Source organism: Armatimonadota bacterium, assembly GCA_016125185.1.
GTDB lineage: Bacteria > Armatimonadota > Fimbriimonadia > Fimbriimonadales > Fimbriimonadaceae > Fimbriimonas.
Map to the genome: position 1 here is coordinate 25,483 of WGMG01000012.1, position 16,420 is coordinate 41,902.

A 16,420-nucleotide genomic window follows, 5' to 3' on the forward strand; every position below is an offset into this window, starting at 1 on the left:
TGCTTATCCCGCAAACGATTGCGGAGTGATCAGCCGGTAGAATTAGGCTCAAAGGAACCGCCAACGATGTCTGAAACCATAGATTCCCTGCTCCAAGAAGACCGCGTTTTCCCCCCGTCCACCGAGTTCGCCGCCCAAGCGAACGCCAACGACGTCGGTATCTACGAGAAAGCCTTTCGCGACCCGAAGGCCTGGTGGGAAAGTTGGGCCGAGAAGCTCGACTGGTTCGAAAAATGGCACACCACCGTTGAGTTCCAAGCCCCGTTCGCCAAGTGGTTCCTCGGCGGAAAAATCAACGCCTGCTACAACTGCGTCGACCGCCACGCCAACGGCGACCGCGCCAACAAGCCCGCCATCATCTTCGAAGGCGAGCCGGGCGACACTCGAACCCTCACGTTCGCCGAACTGAAGGACGAAGTCAGCCGCATCGCCAACGCCCTTAAGTCCCTCGGCGTACAGAAAGGCGACCGCGTCTGCGTCTACATGCCGATGGTCCCCGAGCTTCCCATGACGATGCTCGCCTGCGCCCGCATCGGCGCGCCCCATGTCGTCATTTTCGGAGGCTTCAGCGCCGATTCCATCCAGGAGCGCATCAACGACACCGGAGCCAAAATCATCGTCACCGCCGACGGCGGATGGCGGCGCGGCAACGTCGTCCAGCTTAAAAAGATCGCCGACGAAGCCCTCGACATGGGTTGTCCCACCATCGAAAAAGTGCTCGTCCTGGAGCGCACGGGCGAGAAAACCGGCCCCGTCAACATGGTCGCCGGACGCGATGTCGCCTGGAACGACCTCGTACCCCAGCAGTCCACCGACTGCCCGTGCGAGCCGATGGACGCCGAAGAACTCCTCTTCGTCCTCCACACCAGCGGCTCCACCGGCAAGCCCAAAGGCATCACCCACACCACCGGCGGCTACCTGACCGGCACCTCGGCCACCTCCAAGCTCGTCTTCGACCTCAAAGAGGACGACATCCATTTCTGCACCGCCGACTGCGGCTGGATCACCGGCCACAGCTACATCGTTTACGGACCACTCGCCAACGGCGCAACCGTCCTCATCTACGAGGGCGCCCCGGACACCCCCGATAAGGATCGCTTCTGGCGCATTATCGAAAAGCACCGCGCCACCGTCCTCTACACCGCCCCGACCGCCATCCGAACCTTTATGAAGTGGGGCTCCGAGTACCCGGCCCGATGCGACCTCTCCTCGCTTCGCCTTCTCGGCTCCGTCGGCGAGCCCATCAATCCCGAAGCCTGGATTTGGTATCACATCAACATCGGCGGCGGTCGCTGTCCGGTCGTTGACACTTGGTGGCAGACCGAGACCGGCGCGATCATGATCACGCCTCTGCCTGGCATAACGGCGACCAAACCTGGCTCCGCCACTCACCCTTTCCCGGGCATTCGTGTCAAAGTCCTCGACGAAGAAGGCACCGGAGTCGATGTCGCCGGACCACACGCCGTCGACCTCGCCAAGAGCGGTTTCCTCATCCTCGATTACCCCTGGCCCTCGATGACCCGCGGCATCTACAACGACCCCGACCGGTTCAAAAAGACCTACTGGAGCAAGTTCGAGAACTGCTACTTCGCGGGCGACGGCATCAAGCTCGACGACGAAGGCTACCTATGGCTCCTTGGCCGCGTGGACGACATCATGCTCGTGGCCGGACACAATATCTCGACGATGGAGGTTGAATCCGCCCTCGTCGATCACCCCGCCGTCGCCGAGGCCGCCGTCATCGGCAAGACGCACGACGTCAAGGGTCAAGCCATCGCCGCCTTTGTCATCCTCCGCTCCGGCTACGAATCGTCGGACAAATTGGTCGGCGAGATCAAGGCGCACGTAGCCCACAAAATCGGCCCGATCGCCCGTCCCGACGACCTGTTCATCTCCGCCGAACTCCCCAAAACCCGAAGCGGAAAGATCATGCGCCGCCTCCTTCGCGACATCGCCGAAGGCCGCGCGCTGGGCGATGTCACCACCCTCGCCGATCCTAACATCGTCGCCTCTCTGAAGCAGAAATACGAATCGAGCGAAGGCTAAATCGAAGGACGACTAGGATGGTGAGCACCACGAAGTTCCCGCCATAGAGCAATGAGCAGCGCGACATCGGGACGAGGGAATGAACAAACCCCGAGCAAGCCGACTAGCCACGCTCCGCCCCTTGGGGAGGTGTCGTCCTGACCATCCAATTATCAACTAACCGAAATCGATGGTCGGGACGACGGAGGGGGAACCCAACTCCCAATCGAATCTTGAATTCCGAATCCTCGACAAAGCAAGGCTATCCTCGATTGGTGAGAGAATCGAACTCCTTAGATCCCACCGAAGGAAGAGCCCTTGTGCAAAGCGACGTCATGACGAGGGATAGATGCAAAATGTCAACCGCCAAACCAAGAAAGATACTTCTCTCGGATAGGGTCCGCCAGAAGGGTGCCACAAAGGCACGATTCTGGCGGAGAAGTCGGTGAGATGTCGAAGACAGCGAACCGGATGAGGGGGGCCCGGCTACACAAAGTATCCGACAATTCCCTCACATCCCGAGCTTTTTCAGCATGTCCGCGCGCCAAACCTCGGTCTTATCCAAAACGTCCGCCCTGTCGGCCCAACTCGGACCAAACGTAATCTTGTCGTCATCGCCAAGATCATAGGTTTCCATTTTCGAAGCAATGCTCGAATAAGACTTCGCAAGCTCGGCTCCATTTCGCGCCTTCTTCAAAACCGGATAGGCCACCGTCCAAGACCGGATCGATCGGATGAGAGGTGTGAGCGCCTTTTCTTCTTTGGGCAGCGCAAAGTCCTTTTTGGTCATGAGAGCATAGCTTTCCAAGAACTCCGCTTGCAGGATTCGAGCAATGCTCGGTTGGACAAACCGCGCAACAAGGTCAGGTGTGACCAGCTTCCGAAGGCCCGCTAAGCCGCCAGCCGTCTTCCCCAGCGATGCGTAGTAAGCCTGAATCGCGGCATTTTGACTGATGACCGACACCATCGAGTCGCCGATCAACGAAAGATCGACGAGACGTCGGGCCAGACGATATCGGGCAATTGACTCTTTGAATTTTCCTGCCTGCGCCAGAGCCTCAGCCGAACCCACCGCGAGTTTGACGAAGCCACGCCCGCTCCCCCTCTCCCCGAATGAGAGTGCACCCGGGTCCATCTTGGGAACCACCCTCGGCCCATGGGTCGATCGAAGCTCGTCGAGGACCTTTAAGACGTCCCGTTCGCGGTCCGCTTTTTCCTTGGGCGTCTCCTGCCGATAAGGTATCTCCGGCTTGCCCTCTTTCTTTCGCTGAAGGTTCTTCAGGTCCTTCTCCATCATCGACGATATAGATTCCTGGTTCCGACGCATGACCTTGTCGGCCTTGGCCAAAATCTGCTCGATCTTCCGAGACTCCTGCGTTGCCTTCGGAGAGTCCAAATCGGCCTGGTTAAGGGGAAGCCCAACCTTCTTGGCCTCCTTCAATAGGTTCAAGCACTCTGAGCGCAGACCTTGCCCGGCATGCGGTTGGCCAGCAATCAGAGACACATAAAGCGCCAGCAGTCCCACAATCCTATACACGGATCATCTTCACCGAAGGTTTCGAATGACTTGGGATCCAGGACGCTGACAAGTAAACTGACAACGCATCAAGAAAGCCCGATCACTTTGCAATCATATAAGCGATCCGGGTCTCCCACTTGCTGGCGTCCGGCTCCTGCGTTGGATCCGTAGGATAGAACTCGTACCGAGAGACGAACTCCTCTCCCTTCGGCCCTTTCTTCATCTTAAACTTCAGGTGCTTCTCGCTCGCGAACGCCTGCAGTTTGGCGTTCGCCGCCACCACCGTTTCGTAGGGCCCATGATGAATCATCGTCACATAGCGGCCCTTGGGAATAGTCCCCGTTTTCACCTGAGCGTCGCCCTTTACGAGCTTCGCCACCGGGAAACCGACTTCGATAGCGAGCCCCTTTTTCATATCCACGCGAACGAACCGCATGAACGGCGCTCCGGCCTGAGCCACGTGGTGATCGCTCATCCACTTCGCCACCTTCGGCAGATTGTCGGGCATGGCGCGCCCGATCGTGTCCATCGTCACTTCGAGCGCGATGGAGGCGTAGGGGACGGCTGGTCGAGACTCAATTTTCGGCTGATCGAGCTGAAGAGTGATGGCGAGAATGGTTGCAATCATGGCTTTCGTTCCTCGGCGGTGAATGGATATTGAACCTCGGCTACCGCCTGATCCGGGTTCTGACAGTCATGGTAAATCTCAATATAAGGGCCATCCAACAATTGGTGGTTGGCCGCCAGCCATTCGGAGAGGGCGACGTGGCTTCGGCGTAGACCAACGCGCAACGGCCCTGCGAACATTGCCGATGCGACGCTGCGCTCAGGATGCTCGATCGTTGCGATCGGCGACTCGGCAGGAAGGTTTGCGACGGGAAAGGCGACGTCGACGACTTCGTTCGTAAGGTCCTCGGGCGAGGTGTGCCAAAGCGCCATCGCGGGGCCGACGATCTGCCCGCTTCCCCGCATGATTTGGTCGGCAAGCTCGCCATACGCGCGACCCAGAATATCGCCTGCTTGGTCGTTAGTCGGAATCACAATCCGCGAAATTGCCAAGCGCATGCTCGGCGCGGTCTTCGCCTCGATTTCCGGCGCCGAAACCTCATCTCCCTGGTCGAGAGTCATCAGCTCCAGGTCGATGCGAATCAGGCGTTCGATCTCTGCGTCTAGCCGCTCCTTCGCCTCTTGTCGCTTGGCCCGTAAGCCGTCGGCGAACTCACGCGGGTCGGATCGATTGGCCAGTAAGTCGCGAATCTCCTCCAGGGAGAATCCGAGCTGCCTCAGCCCGAGAATCCGTCGCACGTCTGCCATCTGCTCCACCGAATAGTAGCGGTAACCGGTTTCTTCGCGAACGAAGACCGGCTGCAGAATGCCTTCATCATCGTAGTGACGCAAAGTCACGATGGATACGCCGGTCAACCTCGCGAAATCGCCAATTCGAATCATGACGACGTCATCGTACATGTCTCAGGCAACCAGAGAGTCAAGCGGTTTTCAAAGATTTTCAGAATTTCGTTAGGGACGGACCTCCTGAATCCACCGCCAAACCAAGCTATCCCTTAGAAAAGGGATCGGTGAGAAAATCGAACCGTGGGATTGACGACGGCGCCCCGCATCGCAAGATTACCCATGCTTAGCCGAGGCCCCACTCCCAACTGAAGCCTCAAACTCTAAGTCGCCGGCACATACAGCTTGTACGTGTACTCCAGAGTCAGCTTCTCGCCTTTCTTCACCGACGGCTTCCACACCAGCTTCGACGTAGTGTTCACCTGCCGCAGCCCCCGCGTCGTCTTCGTCACGGTCGGATCGCCAGTCTTCGAGATCACCTCGCCCGTCAGGTTCTTGGTGATCCGCATCTGAATCTCATCCTTGCGCCCGTTTCGAACCTGCAGGGTCCCCTTGACCGTCACCAAATCGTATTTAGGATTGTTGTATCGATCCTTGATCGCCCCGCGCTCACGCTCGACCTCCTCCTCGTTCGACTCAGCCTGAACGTCTAGCGCCTTATTGATCTGCAGATCGCACTCCCCGTCGGCCATACAATAGTTCATCATCGATTGCCCGATCAACTCGCCTTTATTGAATATCGTCGCCGGGGCCGTCGTCAGCGGCTTGCCCGCCCCATTCTTGAACTTAATCGTGTGCCACACATCCTCCGAATTCGGCGCGTTTGGCGGCATGATTTTATAGTTTCCGCTGGCATCCACCTGGTCGTCGATATCCCACGTATAGACGTGCTTATACTCGGCATCGAACCGGAACAGGTTTTGGTAAGTCCGCGAGCCTTTTTTGGAAACAAAGTTCGAAAGGTCGTAGAAGAACAGATCGCTGATCTGCTCGCCGCCGGCTTCAGAAGCGGGTGCGCCACCCCACTGAACCTCTTTGTCCGCCATCGGCCTATAGGCGTTTTGAGTCATAAATCCGCCCTGTCCTCCGCCCCGCGACACTGGTTGGGACGCAACGCCGAGCGAGCTCAGCCACTGATCACCTGGCATATTGGCTGTCAAAGGGTCCAAAATGTCCTTAAACTGCAAGTTCGGAAATCCGGTGATTAACCGCGTCGGAACCTTGTCCAAATCGGTCAGATCATTGAGCACCGTCGCCTTTGAAGCCAAAGTCAGCTTGTCTGGATTGGTAATATCGACGGCATAACCCGGAGCCCATGTAATGCCCCGCTCCAAGGACATCATCATCACCTCTTTCGTCTTCTTGTCCGCGCTAATCTTGTAATACTTATTCTCCGAGGTCAACTCGACCGTCTTGGTCCACGTAAAGCCAGGCTCCGACGTCCTCACAAAGCGAATAGCATCCTTTGGCAGAGCAATGGTCCCGTTCGCCGTTTCCAGTACCAAAAGCCCGCCGTCCGCCGATTTGATCTTGCCTTCCAGCGGCGGCGTCACATTGCTCTCGATCGAAACCGTCTTGCCGACGTTCTTCTGAACCAACTCATCAAAGTTCTTCAGACTCTCGGTCTTACTGGTTTTGTCGACATCTGTCGCGGTTGAAATGCTCTGAATTTCGCCATCCGGCGTCCAAAACCACAACGTCCCAAGCGACGCCTGCGGAACTTCGACGATGTTCGCGATTCCATCCTTGACGGGAATCCTGCGCGTGATGAACGCGTATCCGTTCTTAAACATCGAAACCGAAACGACCTCTGGGGTCGTCATGGCCGTTTTCGCCTGAAGCACCAGCACCCCGGTCAAAAGAGTTGACAGCATATGGGTTGGACGATCCAGCTATGCCAATGTTATTGGGAAAAGACGGCCTTGTGCGCTCCACCCTCTGAACTCCTAAGGACGGGTGGCACGGTCAACGACGTCTTCCCGCTTGCGGGATGGGAGATGGCCGTGAAAACGGGGCAAGGGCTTTAATTCCTCCCCACCGCTTCACTGCGTTCAGCGACTCCCCCTGGGAAGTAGCTTGGTCATTCGGAAATCAAGGTCGAGTCAGTGCGTCATCCGGCCCCAAAGTCCAACATGGAGAAAAGCAACTTGGCATTGACTCATATTGAGCCCAACAGCCACGCTACTCCCTGGGGAGGGTCCACAATGGAGCCTGCCACAAAGGCAGGATTCATGTGGAGTCGCTGAGCCAAGACGTGGCGAAGCGGTGGGGAGGATGCATTGACCGCTAAACTATCCCTTGGCGAAGAAGGGTCAGCGAACATTCCTGCCACAAAGGCAGGAATGTTGTGGAGGGTGAGCGAGAAGCGAACTCCTTAGATCCCGCCGAAGGAAAATGGAGCAAAGCGACATCGGGACGAGGGATTGACGACAAACTCCCCATCGAAAAGCCCTACTGCCCCGTCGGCACATACACCTTGTACCGAACCGTAAACTTCTGAGTCTCACCCGCCCCCAGCTTAAAGTTCCACGTCAAGACCGAATACGGGTTAGACCCCTTCAGGCCCGTCTTGCTCACGTCCATCTCGGCCTTCGGCTCGGACTTATTCACCTCACCCAAAAACGTCTTCTTAATCGAGAAATCCACCGCTTCCGTCTTCGGATTTTCGACCTCTAACTCCGTCTCATAGGTGATCAGGTCCATCGTTGGGTTCCCTTTCTTATCCTTGATCGCGCCAACATTTCGGTCGATCAGATCCGTCGAAACCGACGTTTTGAAGTCCAACGATCGGCTCACGACTAACTCAGCCTCGGTGTTTGCCGCGGTGTAGTTCATCATGCCCTGACCAACCACTTCGCCTTTCTTGAACATTGTCGCCGCCGCCGTCGAGATCGGCTTACCCGTCTGATTCTTGAACTTGATCTTGTTCAAAACCCCCGAACCCTGCTCGCCGTCCCAGGTGTACGTCCGCTTATACGGTACGTCGAATTGATACAGGTACTGATAGCTTCGCGACCCCTTTTTGAGGCTTACATTTTCCAAGTCATAGAAGAACAAATCCTCCAACTGCTCGCCCGCGACATCTTGGGCTACGAGGCCACCGTCCGTAATCGACTTCAAGGTGCTTATGTCTTCCGGGCTCGCCGACCGAATGGTAAGCCCCGCTGCCGCATCTCGCCGCGTCAACTCCCCAGCCCGATTCGCAAAAGACCCGCCGAATCCACCCGCCCCGCGACCGCCGCCGCCAAACCCGCCGGGCGCGCCGCCCGAGATCGAGGCCAGCCAGTCGTCCACCGACATACCCGAAGTCAGCGGGTCGAGAATATTCTGAAACTGAAGGTTCGGAAAACCGGTGATCAAACGTACCTTTGCGCCCTGAAAGTCGAGAAGGTCGTTCAGCACCGTCGATTTCGCCGTAAACGTCAGCTTGTCCGGAGCCGACAAATCGATCGAATACCCGGGAGCCCACGCCATGCCGCGCTCCAGCGACATCATCATCACGCTCTTCGCGTTGTTCTTCGTCAGAATCTGATAGTAGCGCGCCGACTCCTGATGCTTATCTTCCCGCGCCAGCACGATGTTCGGGTCCTTGCCCACCAAATCCTCGATCTTATCGAAGGCAAACAACTGCATTCCCTCGCTCGTCTCCACTGCCACGAGGTTGCTCTTATAGCTTCGAAGCACGCCGTCGTAGGTCACACGTCGCTCAGATTTGTGACCGTCTTTCTCGTCCGAATAAACCACGGTGAACACAAATCGCTTCCCAATATTCGCATCCAATACCTCCTGGTACATGGAGAACGGAACCTTCGTCGTCACCGTCTTCCCCTCGTCCACGCTGGTCACGGAGTCGATCTGACCCTCGTTGGTCCAAAACCACAAACTGCCCAGCGAGGTCTGCGGCACCTCGACCACCTTCGCACTGTTGTCCGTGATGGGAATCTCGCGCGTGACAAACGCGTACCCATTCTTGAACATCGAAATCGAAACGACTTTCGGCTTCACCACGGACGGTGCCTGAAGAAGCACGAGCGAGCTAAAAACAACCGGAACTAACCCCATAAAAACTGAAACGTTTCACTCGTTCCGAGGTTTTACTCGTTTGAAAAGGTGTATTCTTACGTCTACCATTTAGGCTCATGTCGCAAGAGAAGATCGTCGTCGTCGGCGCGCGGGAAAACAACCTCAAGAACATCACGGTCGAAATCCCTCGCAATCAGCTCGTGGTCATCACCGGACTCTCGGGGAGCGGCAAGTCGTCACTCGCGTTCGACACTATTTACGCCGAGGGCCAACGTCGCTATGTCGAATCCCTTTCCGCCTACGCCCGACAGTTCCTTGGCCAAATGGATAAGCCCGACGTTGACCATATCGACGGCCTTTCCCCCGCCATCTCTATCGACCAAAAAAGCGCGTCCAAGAACCCCCGCTCCACTGTCGGCACCGTCACCGAGACCTACGACTATCTCCGAATTCTCTTCGCCCGCGTCGGCACGCCGTACTGCATCAACGGCCACGGCCCTATCGAGCGCCAAAGCACCGACCAAATCGTCGATATCGTCAAGGCCCTCCCCGAAGGCACCAAATTGCAGATTTTGGGACCCGTTGTAAGGGGCCGTAAAGGTGAATACAAGAAAGAATTGGTCGATATCGCCAAGGCTGGCTACGTCCGCGTCCGCGTCGATGGCCGCATGTACGAAGTCACCGATGACATCCCGATGGATCGCTACAAACAGCACACCATCGAGGTCGTTGTCGACCGAATCGTGGTGAAAGAAGGGCTCGAAAGACGCCTCACAGACTCCATCGAAGCCGCTCTCAAAATGGGCGCCGGCCTCGTCACCGTCTCGATCCAAGTCCCCGAGGGCGCCGAGCTGTCGCCCGTTGTCGCCAACATGCTCGCGCGCCAGCAGGATTATGAAAACGAGGCTGAAGGCTGGTCCGACCTCCTTTTCAGCGAAGCCTACGCCTGCTCGGTGTGCGGATACTCCATGCCCGACCTTGAGCCGCGCATGTTCTCGTTCAACTCGCCCTATGGCGCTTGCCCGGACTGCACCGGCCTCGGAACCAAGACCGAGTTCGACGCCGACCTCGTCGCACCCGATCCATCAAAACCCCTCCGAGACGGCGCAATTCTTCCCTTTGTGTACAAGTCTGGCGAAGTGAAGGAATGGTGGCCGGAAATGCTCGACGCCGTCGGACGCGCGTGTGGGTTCGATGCCTCCCTCCCCATTTCTGAAATCCCCGCCGAGGGCATGCAGGCTGTTTGGAATGGCCTCAGCGAGCCCATCCAGGTCAAGATGAAGTATGGCAAGAGCGAACGCACCTTCAGCACCGAATGGCGCGGCGTCCTGAATTCCCTCCGCAAGCGCTACGACGAAACCGAAAGCGAATGGGTCAAGCAAGACCTCGAACAATACCAAAGCACCAAGCCGTGCCCGTCTTGCCAGGGTCGAAGGCTCAAACCCGAATCGCTCCTCGTCAAAGTCGCCGACCACGACATGAGCCAGATCACGAAAATGTCGATCGTCGACGCCGTCGAGTTTTTCTCGACTCTCGCGGGCAAACTCACGAAGCGACAACTGACCATCGCCGAACGCGCCGTCAAAGAAATCGGCGAGCGGCTCCGCTTCCTCCTCGACGTCGGCCTGGGCTACCTTACGCTGGATCGTAACGCCCGAACCCTCTCCGGCGGCGAAGCCCAACGTATACGCCTTGCAACCCAAATCGGTTCTGGTCTGATGGGATGCTTGTACGTTTTGGACGAACCCTCCATTGGCCTCCACCAGCGCGACAACCGCAAGCTCATCGACACCCTTGAACGCCTCAAGAGCCTCGGCAACACCGTCCTCGTCGTTGAGCACGATGAAGAAACCATGCTCGCCGCCGACTACCTGCTCGAACTCGGCCCCGGTGCCGGAGAGCATGGTGGCAAAGTCGTCGCCGAAGGGACGGTCAAAGAATTCCTCAAAGCCAAAACCATGACCGCCGATTACCTCAGCGGTCGAAAAGAAATCGAAATCCCCAAAGCCCGCCGCCAGCCCCGGCAACCCGAAAAACCGGCTAAGGCCGTTGTGGTACTCAAAAGCGATAAGAAACTGAAGAAAGCGGTTAAAAAATAGGCGAACACCTTTTGATAGTTGCCATCGTCTCTATCAAAAACTATGTCGCAAGTCCCGCCACCGAACTATGCAAACTACCCTCGTCCAGGAATGGGTCCCAATGCCTCGGACCTACGCAATCTAGCCGACGGCTACTTTGGCCTGAATCAGGTCTTTATCATCAATATAGTTCTGAACTTCGCCTCGCGCTTGCTCGGCCAGGTGTCGACGCCACAGACGGTTTGGTTCATCATTTTCGGCTATGCCATCGTGATGATGGCCGCCATCACCGCTCTGACGCTTCCCCATAACAAAAAGATCGCTGCCGGAATGGGCTGGGATCCATCAAAGGCAACGCTCGCCTCGGTCCTCATGGGCCTCAACTCAGCCTTTTGTTGCGGAATCATCGGCTACATCATCATGCAGTCATACGCGGCGAAGAAATTCCGTGAAGCCGGAGCGCCGCGAAGCTTCTTTGGCTTCAAGAAAGCCGAGTTGTACGCCTTCATCGACCAACTCCAATATCAACAAGGACAAACGAACCAAACCTTCTAACAACTGTTATCTCCGCACGTCGAACCCGTTTCTAGCCTCTAAGGTTCGCGACCTAACGGAATACCTGTTGGCGAAGGGGGTTCACAACATCCCTGCCTTTATGGCAGGGATGTTGTGAACGTGAGTGAGGCACGACCGAACTCCTTAGATCCCGCCGAAGAAAATGGCGCAAAGCGACATCGGGACGAGGCATTCACAACCTGCCCGCCTACCTCTATAGGTACAAATAAATATTCACAGCTACTGCAGATGCCCCTTGGCGAAGGGGCCGGTGAGTGAGGGGCGAGCGAACCGGGGGATTGATGACAAAACCCAACTGCCAACTCTAGCAGTCCATGCTCTGTGCTCCGTGCTCTGAAGCCTGAATCCTGAAGCCGAACCCCTACTTAAACCCCTTCGACTCAAAGAACTCGAAGCTCGCCCGTACTGCATCCAACGGCGACCCTGGACTCTCGTCCAACTCGATCGCCCCAAACGAGATGCCGTTCTTAACCGCAAACTCCAAGCACCCGTCCATATCGACCAATCCGTCGCCCGCGACCGTCCACTGAGGCGTCCGCGAAGGATCGACATCCTTCAAGTGCAGCATCTTCACCCGATCCGCATGCGCATTGATGAACTCAACCTCGTTCTTGCCGCCCACGCGCACCCACGCCACGTCGACTTCGAAGTTCATGATGTGCGGCGGAATGATGTCCATCAGGTGCTCCAGCCCCGCCTTCCCATCAATCTCTCGAATCTCGAAATCGTGGTTATGGTACAGGTAGTCAAAACCAGCTTCGTGACACTTCGTACCCGCGTCGATCAGCGGCTCGGTGAACGCCTTCAGGCTATCCAACGAAGCAAAGTGCTCCGACGAAATCCACGGCATGATGATCGTCTTGCAGTCCAGCGCGTTCATCACCTCGAACAGCTCGTCTGGCGTCTCAAACTCAGCCAGGCCATAGTGCGCGCCGCTCACCTTCAGCCCGGTCTCGTCGAGATAGCCCTTCCAGTCCTTCACCGACTCGCGGTTCAAACCGCCCAGCTCGACGTACTCGATACCGTAAGAGGCAATCTGCTTCAGAGTGCCGAGGACGTCGTTCGCAAGCTCGTTGCGGACCGTGTAAAGCTGGGTCGATATTCGCATACTGAACTCATTATGAAGCCTCAAATCGAGGGAGCCTTCATGAGTTCCTTATCTTTAAAGAATTCGTTTTCCAGGACATCGTCGATCCATCCGTGATTCTCCAATTCCTGCACCGGCTTGTGCTCGCGCGCCTCGACTTCCAAGATCTTCGCCCGCTTCACATCGGCCTCGTACGACAGCACCCCATTGCGCACGCCGCGCAGGGTCACCGCCGTCGAGCGATTATCGTACTCCAATGCTGAGTCGGCCAAAACCGCACCGATATAGCGGCCATGCTCGCCCGTCGTCACATTGTAGGTCAGGATCAAAGTGCCCGATCGCGGGTCGGCGATGACGCTAATGATGTGCTTGCCGTACTTCGTACGCGGCGAAATCTGGTCGAGCAGTTGCTGATCCTCCACCACCGAAACCGGCGACTCCTTGGTGCCCGTCGTCTTTGTATCCGAAATCGTCGGCGTGTCGGTCGGAGCTGGCCCCGCGTCATTGGAAGACAGGTTCACCGGCGAAGTCTTGATCGTATTGTCAGCAAAGTCGGCTCGGGGAGGAGAGGTCTTTTCTGCCGTCTGCGGCGACACGATCTTCTCCGAGATCGTCGGCCGGGTCGAGCTCTTCGCCTCGGTCGGCGACTTCGAACCTGCGATGTAGGCAATCGAACTGATCGCAATCACACTCGACGCCACCGCGACGTACAGCCACGGCGAAACCCGGCGTCCGGCCAACACCATCGACCGCGTCCGATTCGCCTGGCTCGAAATATCCAGCGCCGCCTGAACTCGGTTTAGCTTCACCAGCACGCCCGGTGCGTTCCGGTCGAGGTCCAGGGCCAGTGCGTACCACTCCGCCGCCGGAGCCAGTTCACCTTGCTCCGCGTGCAGATCACCCATCATCACATGGGCGTCCACACTTTCGGGAAAACGCTTCAAAATCGAAAGGCAGAGCGTCTTCGAACTCGAAATATCGCCCCGAATCCGGAGCAGATTCACCCTCGCAAGGTCGGCCTGAAGGACCTGTCGATCGTCCACCACCGCAGAGGTTACCGTTACATCGGCATCACTATTCATTGCTATCTTCCTGTGCTGCCAAATCCGCCTGCTCCCCGGTCGGTCTGATCTAGCTGGGAAACGGGCTTCCAATCCACCCGCGTAACGGGCGCAACAACGAGTTGCGCAACCCGATCACCCTTCTCAAATCGTACAACCTCTGAGCCCAAATTGATGAGAATAACCCGTATTTCCCCGCGATAATCTGAGTCGATAGTCCCGGGCGAGTTCACCATCCCGATCCCATGCTTCAGCGCCAGCCCGCTTCGCGGCCTCACCTGAGCCTCAAATCCCTCCGGCAAAGCGATCTTGATTCCCGTCGGAACCCCCATCCGCTCCATCGGTTGCAACTCGAACGCCTCGGCACAGCACAGGTCCATTCCCGCCGATCCGTTAGTCTGATATTGAGGAGCCACCGCCCCTTCCAGAAGTTCGATTTCAACGAGCAAAGCCATGCCTCTCTATTCTGACCGTTAAGCCTCCAAGTCGGCATGGAATACTAATAATGTGCGCATCGAGCCTCTTGGAGAAACCGCCTTCATCCTTCGTAATCTCGAGGTCGAGCCCCACGTTCTCGCTCGATCCATCGAGCTGGCTGGCGTACCTGGAGTCGACGAAATCGTTCCCTCGATGGAAACCGTCGGCCTCTATGTCGATCCCGACGTCTTCGACCCTGAAAAACTCATGTCGCTCAAGCTGGTCAATCCTGGCCGCGGCCGCAACTTCCTGGTCCCCGTCTTTTTCGATGGCCCCGATCTGGCCGAAATCGCCCAAATCCTACAAGTCGAGCCCGAATTCCTCATCAAGATCTTCTGCGACCAGACCTACACCATTGTCGCCATCGGCTTCCAACCCGGCTTCCCCTACATGAAGGGCTTGCCTGAGTCCATGCTCAATATTCCGCGCCGAAGCGAGCCCCGGATCAGCGTCTCCGCCGGGTCGGTCGGCATCGCCGCCGGCCAAGCCGGGATCTATCCGCAGGATTCGCCTGGCGGCTGGAACCTCCTTGGAACCACGCCGCTCCAAATCGCCGACAAAACCACCCAGTTCTTCCCGTTGTCCCCATGCGACACCGTGAAGTTCGTCGAAATCGACAAAGCCGAACGAGAATCGTTACAAAATAAAACCATTCTCGACTATGCCCACAATCGACCTTAACGCCGACATCGGCGAGGGTTTCCCAAACGACCTGGCCCTCCTTGAGGTCATTTCGTCGGCGAACATCTGCATGGGCTTCCACGCCGGTAGCCCCAAGTACACCGAAGAAGTCATTCGACTCGCCCGAGCGCGGGGCGTCAGGGTCGGTGCCCACGTCGGTTTTCCCGACCGTCAGTCGATGGGCCGCCGCGAGCTCGAAGAGGGTTATCCCGAGGAATGGATCATGTCCGTCGAAGCCCAAATCCGCGCTTCCGGCCCCGCCGCGTACATCAAGCCTCATGGCGCGCTTTTTCACTGGCTAGCAAATGCGCCGGAAGATTCGCAATACCTATGGAACGTGCTCGAAGAAATGGAAAGACCGTTCATGGGACTGCCGGGAACCGGACACGAAACCCAATGTCGAAGACGCGGACTGCGGCTCATCAATGAGGGCTACTGCGAACGAGGCTATGACCGATTCGGTCGTCTGTTGCCTCGAAGCGAGCCTGGAGCCGTCATCCACGACTTGGACGCCATCTGCGATCAGGCCGTGCGCCTGGCGTCGAAGGTGGAGTCGATTTGTGTCCATGGCGACCGGCCGGATGCGGTGAAGGTCGCCGAGGCAGTCCGCAAAACGCTGGAGCAGGAGGGTTATAAGATCACAGCATGAGTCTGAAAGTCATTAAGAAGTTCGGGCATATCCAAAAGATTTCTCGGCCGATGAAGCTTCGTAAGCAGGGCGTGCCGCCCAGCGGACCGATTGACCCCTTCACCCCGGAGATCGTCCGCGCCGCGCTCCTCCACGACTCCGACTCCAACATCGTCGAGGTGATGGGCACCATCGTCTTCGAAGCTCGACGCCCGATGACCATCGCCTGGATGACCCCACAAGGCGGCTTCGTCCGCTACCTGCGCAAGTTCGAAAAGATTCGCGTCACCTGCGTCGGCGAGTTCGCCGGCTACCTTGGCTTCACGCCACGAATGTTGCCTGACCGCAACCTCGAGGGCCTCTTCCCGCCCGTCCACCAACTCCGCTATCTGCCGCTGGAGGCTCGCGAAACCTTCCATATCAAGTCGACGCTCAACCTCAGCCGTCAGGGATTCCGCTTTGATTCCGATTTCCCAACCGGTGCCGAGCCTGGCGCGACCGAACCCGCCTGCCAAGGTCTCATTCAACAGACCCCCAGCGGGCAAATCATCGTCCTCGGCCCCGATGGCCCCGTCACCGGCGGCTACCGTAAGCTGGGTGTCATCATCCGCGCCGACTGGCCCTACCTCGCCAGCATGAATTACTTCGAGGAATACGAACTCGTGCCCGTCAACCACCTCATCGCCCGACACGCGTACGAGGAAACTCTTTCGGAACTGCACAAACGAACCCAAATCCTGCGTGTCCTCCAAGCCAACGGAGACTCAATGGACGCCTATCGCCAATTACTCTAGGGCCCGCAAGCCGCAAGCCGCAAGCCGCAAGCCGCAAGCCGCAAGCCGCAAGCCGCAAGCCGCAAGCCGCAAGCCGCAAGCCGCAAGCCGCAAGCCGCAAGCCGCAAGCCGCAAGCCGCAA

At 57.5% G+C, this 16,420-nt stretch carries 15 protein-coding genes; 6 read left to right on the forward strand and 9 right to left on the reverse strand.

Features of this window, described 5'->3' with window-relative positions:
• The first annotated feature begins 66 nt into the window (after positions 1 to 66).
• Positions 67 to 2,046: an acetate--CoA ligase gene (gene acs / locus GC165_20675; GenBank protein MBI1335284.1), complete on the forward strand. Its 1,980-nt coding sequence runs from the start codon at positions 67 to 69 to the stop codon at positions 2,044 to 2,046.
• 490 nt (positions 2,047 to 2,536) lie between these two features.
• Here the strand turns inward: acs and GC165_20680 are convergent, their stop codons facing one another.
• The 5 genes from GC165_20680 to GC165_20700 form a co-directional block, all read right to left on the reverse strand.
• Positions 2,537 to 3,562 carry a hypothetical protein gene (locus GC165_20680; protein ID MBI1335285.1) on the reverse strand — a complete coding sequence of 342 codons (1,026 nt, stop codon included), beginning with the start codon at positions 3,560 to 3,562 and terminating at the stop codon, positions 2,537 to 2,539.
• An 82-nt stretch (positions 3,563 to 3,644) separates the two neighbouring features.
• The gene (locus GC165_20685; GenBank protein ID MBI1335286.1) at positions 3,645 to 4,172 is read right to left on the reverse strand and encodes a hypothetical protein; all 528 of its coding nucleotides are present in this window, start codon (positions 4,170 to 4,172) and stop codon (positions 3,645 to 3,647) included.
• A complete protein-coding gene (locus GC165_20690) occupies positions 4,169 to 5,011 on the reverse strand; it encodes a MerR family transcriptional regulator (GenBank protein ID MBI1335287.1) in 843 nt (280 codons plus the stop codon). The genes GC165_20685 and GC165_20690 overlap by 4 nt, the downstream gene beginning before the upstream one ends.
• Positions 5,012 to 5,217: 206 nt before the next feature.
• Positions 5,218 to 6,768, reverse strand: coding sequence for a hypothetical protein (locus tag GC165_20695; protein MBI1335288.1), 1,551 nt, complete (start codon positions 6,766 to 6,768; stop codon positions 5,218 to 5,220).
• Between the two features lie 577 nt (positions 6,769 to 7,345).
• Positions 7,346 to 8,956, reverse strand: a complete 1,611-nt coding sequence (locus GC165_20700; protein ID MBI1335289.1) for a hypothetical protein — start codon at positions 8,954 to 8,956, stop codon at positions 7,346 to 7,348.
• A gap of 77 nt (positions 8,957 to 9,033) precedes the next feature.
• Here GC165_20700 and uvrA point away from each other — a divergent pair, with 77 nt between their 5' ends.
• Together uvrA and GC165_20710 are read left to right on the forward strand one after the other, a co-directional pair.
• A complete protein-coding gene (gene uvrA / locus GC165_20705) occupies positions 9,034 to 11,016 on the forward strand; it encodes an excinuclease ABC subunit A (protein MBI1335290.1) in 1,983 nt (660 codons plus the stop codon).
• Between the two features lie 90 nt (positions 11,017 to 11,106).
• Positions 11,107 to 11,550: a hypothetical protein gene (locus tag GC165_20710; protein MBI1335291.1), complete on the forward strand. Its 444-nt coding sequence runs from the start codon at positions 11,107 to 11,109 to the stop codon at positions 11,548 to 11,550.
• Between the two features lie 382 nt (positions 11,551 to 11,932).
• Here the strand turns inward: GC165_20710 and GC165_20715 are convergent, their stop codons facing one another.
• From GC165_20715 to GC165_20725, 3 genes are read right to left on the reverse strand one after another with little or no spacing between them, the layout of a single operon-like run.
• Positions 11,933 to 12,679, reverse strand: coding sequence for a TIM barrel protein (locus GC165_20715; protein ID MBI1335292.1), 747 nt, complete (start codon positions 12,677 to 12,679; stop codon positions 11,933 to 11,935).
• 20 nt (positions 12,680 to 12,699) lie between these two features.
• Positions 12,700 to 13,740 (reverse strand): tetratricopeptide repeat protein, encoded by a 1,041-nt coding sequence (locus GC165_20720; protein ID MBI1335293.1) that lies wholly within the window; start codon positions 13,738 to 13,740, stop codon positions 12,700 to 12,702.
• A gap of 2 nt (positions 13,741 to 13,742) precedes the next feature.
• Positions 13,743 to 14,174, reverse strand: a complete 432-nt coding sequence (locus GC165_20725; GenBank protein MBI1335294.1) for a dUTP diphosphatase — start codon at positions 14,172 to 14,174, stop codon at positions 13,743 to 13,745.
• 52 nt (positions 14,175 to 14,226) lie between these two features.
• Between GC165_20725 and GC165_20730 the strand changes: the two genes are divergently transcribed.
• From GC165_20730 to GC165_20740, 3 genes are read left to right on the forward strand one after another with little or no spacing between them, the layout of a single operon-like run.
• Positions 14,227 to 14,877, forward strand: coding sequence for a carboxyltransferase domain-containing protein (locus tag GC165_20730; GenBank protein ID MBI1335295.1), 651 nt, complete (start codon positions 14,227 to 14,229; stop codon positions 14,875 to 14,877).
• Positions 14,858 to 15,526 (forward strand): LamB/YcsF family protein, encoded by a 669-nt coding sequence (locus GC165_20735; GenBank protein MBI1335296.1) that lies wholly within the window; start codon positions 14,858 to 14,860, stop codon positions 15,524 to 15,526. The genes GC165_20730 and GC165_20735 overlap by 20 nt, the downstream gene beginning before the upstream one ends.
• Entirely contained in the window at positions 15,523 to 16,299 is a 777-nt protein-coding gene (locus tag GC165_20740) for a hypothetical protein (GenBank protein MBI1335297.1), read from the forward strand. Before GC165_20735 ends, GC165_20740 begins: the two co-directional genes overlap by 4 nt.
• Here GC165_20740 and GC165_20745 read toward each other — a convergent pair.
• Positions 16,184 to 16,420, reverse strand: a 237-nt coding sequence (locus GC165_20745; GenBank protein ID MBI1335298.1) for a hypothetical protein, incomplete at its 5' end; no start/stop codon positions are given. The genes GC165_20740 and GC165_20745 overlap by 116 nt on opposite strands.

Coding starts and splice junctions, on each gene's coding strand:
- GC165_20685 (MBI1335286.1), bottom strand. CDS start 4,172: ATGATTGCAACCATTCTCGCCATCACTCTTCAGCTCGATCAGCCGAAA.
- GC165_20700 (MBI1335289.1), bottom strand. CDS start 8,956: ATGGGGTTAGTTCCGGTTGTTTTTAGCTCGCTCGTGCTTCTTCAGGCA.
- GC165_20740 (MBI1335297.1), top strand. CDS start 15,523: ATGAGTCTGAAAGTCATTAAGAAGTTCGGGCATATCCAAAAGATTTCT.
- uvrA (MBI1335290.1), top strand. CDS start 9,034: ATGTCGCAAGAGAAGATCGTCGTCGTCGGCGCGCGGGAAAACAACCTC.
- GC165_20690 (MBI1335287.1), bottom strand. CDS start 5,011: ATGTACGATGACGTCGTCATGATTCGAATTGGCGATTTCGCGAGGTTG.
- GC165_20735 (MBI1335296.1), top strand. CDS start 14,858: ATGCCCACAATCGACCTTAACGCCGACATCGGCGAGGGTTTCCCAAAC.
- GC165_20725 (MBI1335294.1), bottom strand. CDS start 14,174: ATGGCTTTGCTCGTTGAAATCGAACTTCTGGAAGGGGCGGTGGCTCCT.
- GC165_20715 (MBI1335292.1), bottom strand. CDS start 12,679: ATGCGAATATCGACCCAGCTTTACACGGTCCGCAACGAGCTTGCGAAC.
- GC165_20710 (MBI1335291.1), top strand. CDS start 11,107: ATGGGTCCCAATGCCTCGGACCTACGCAATCTAGCCGACGGCTACTTT.
- GC165_20695 (MBI1335288.1), bottom strand. CDS start 6,768: ATGCTGTCAACTCTTTTGACCGGGGTGCTGGTGCTTCAGGCGAAAACG.
- GC165_20720 (MBI1335293.1), bottom strand. CDS start 13,740: ATGAATAGTGATGCCGATGTAACGGTAACCTCTGCGGTGGTGGACGAT.
- acs (MBI1335284.1), top strand. CDS start 67: ATGTCTGAAACCATAGATTCCCTGCTCCAAGAAGACCGCGTTTTCCCC.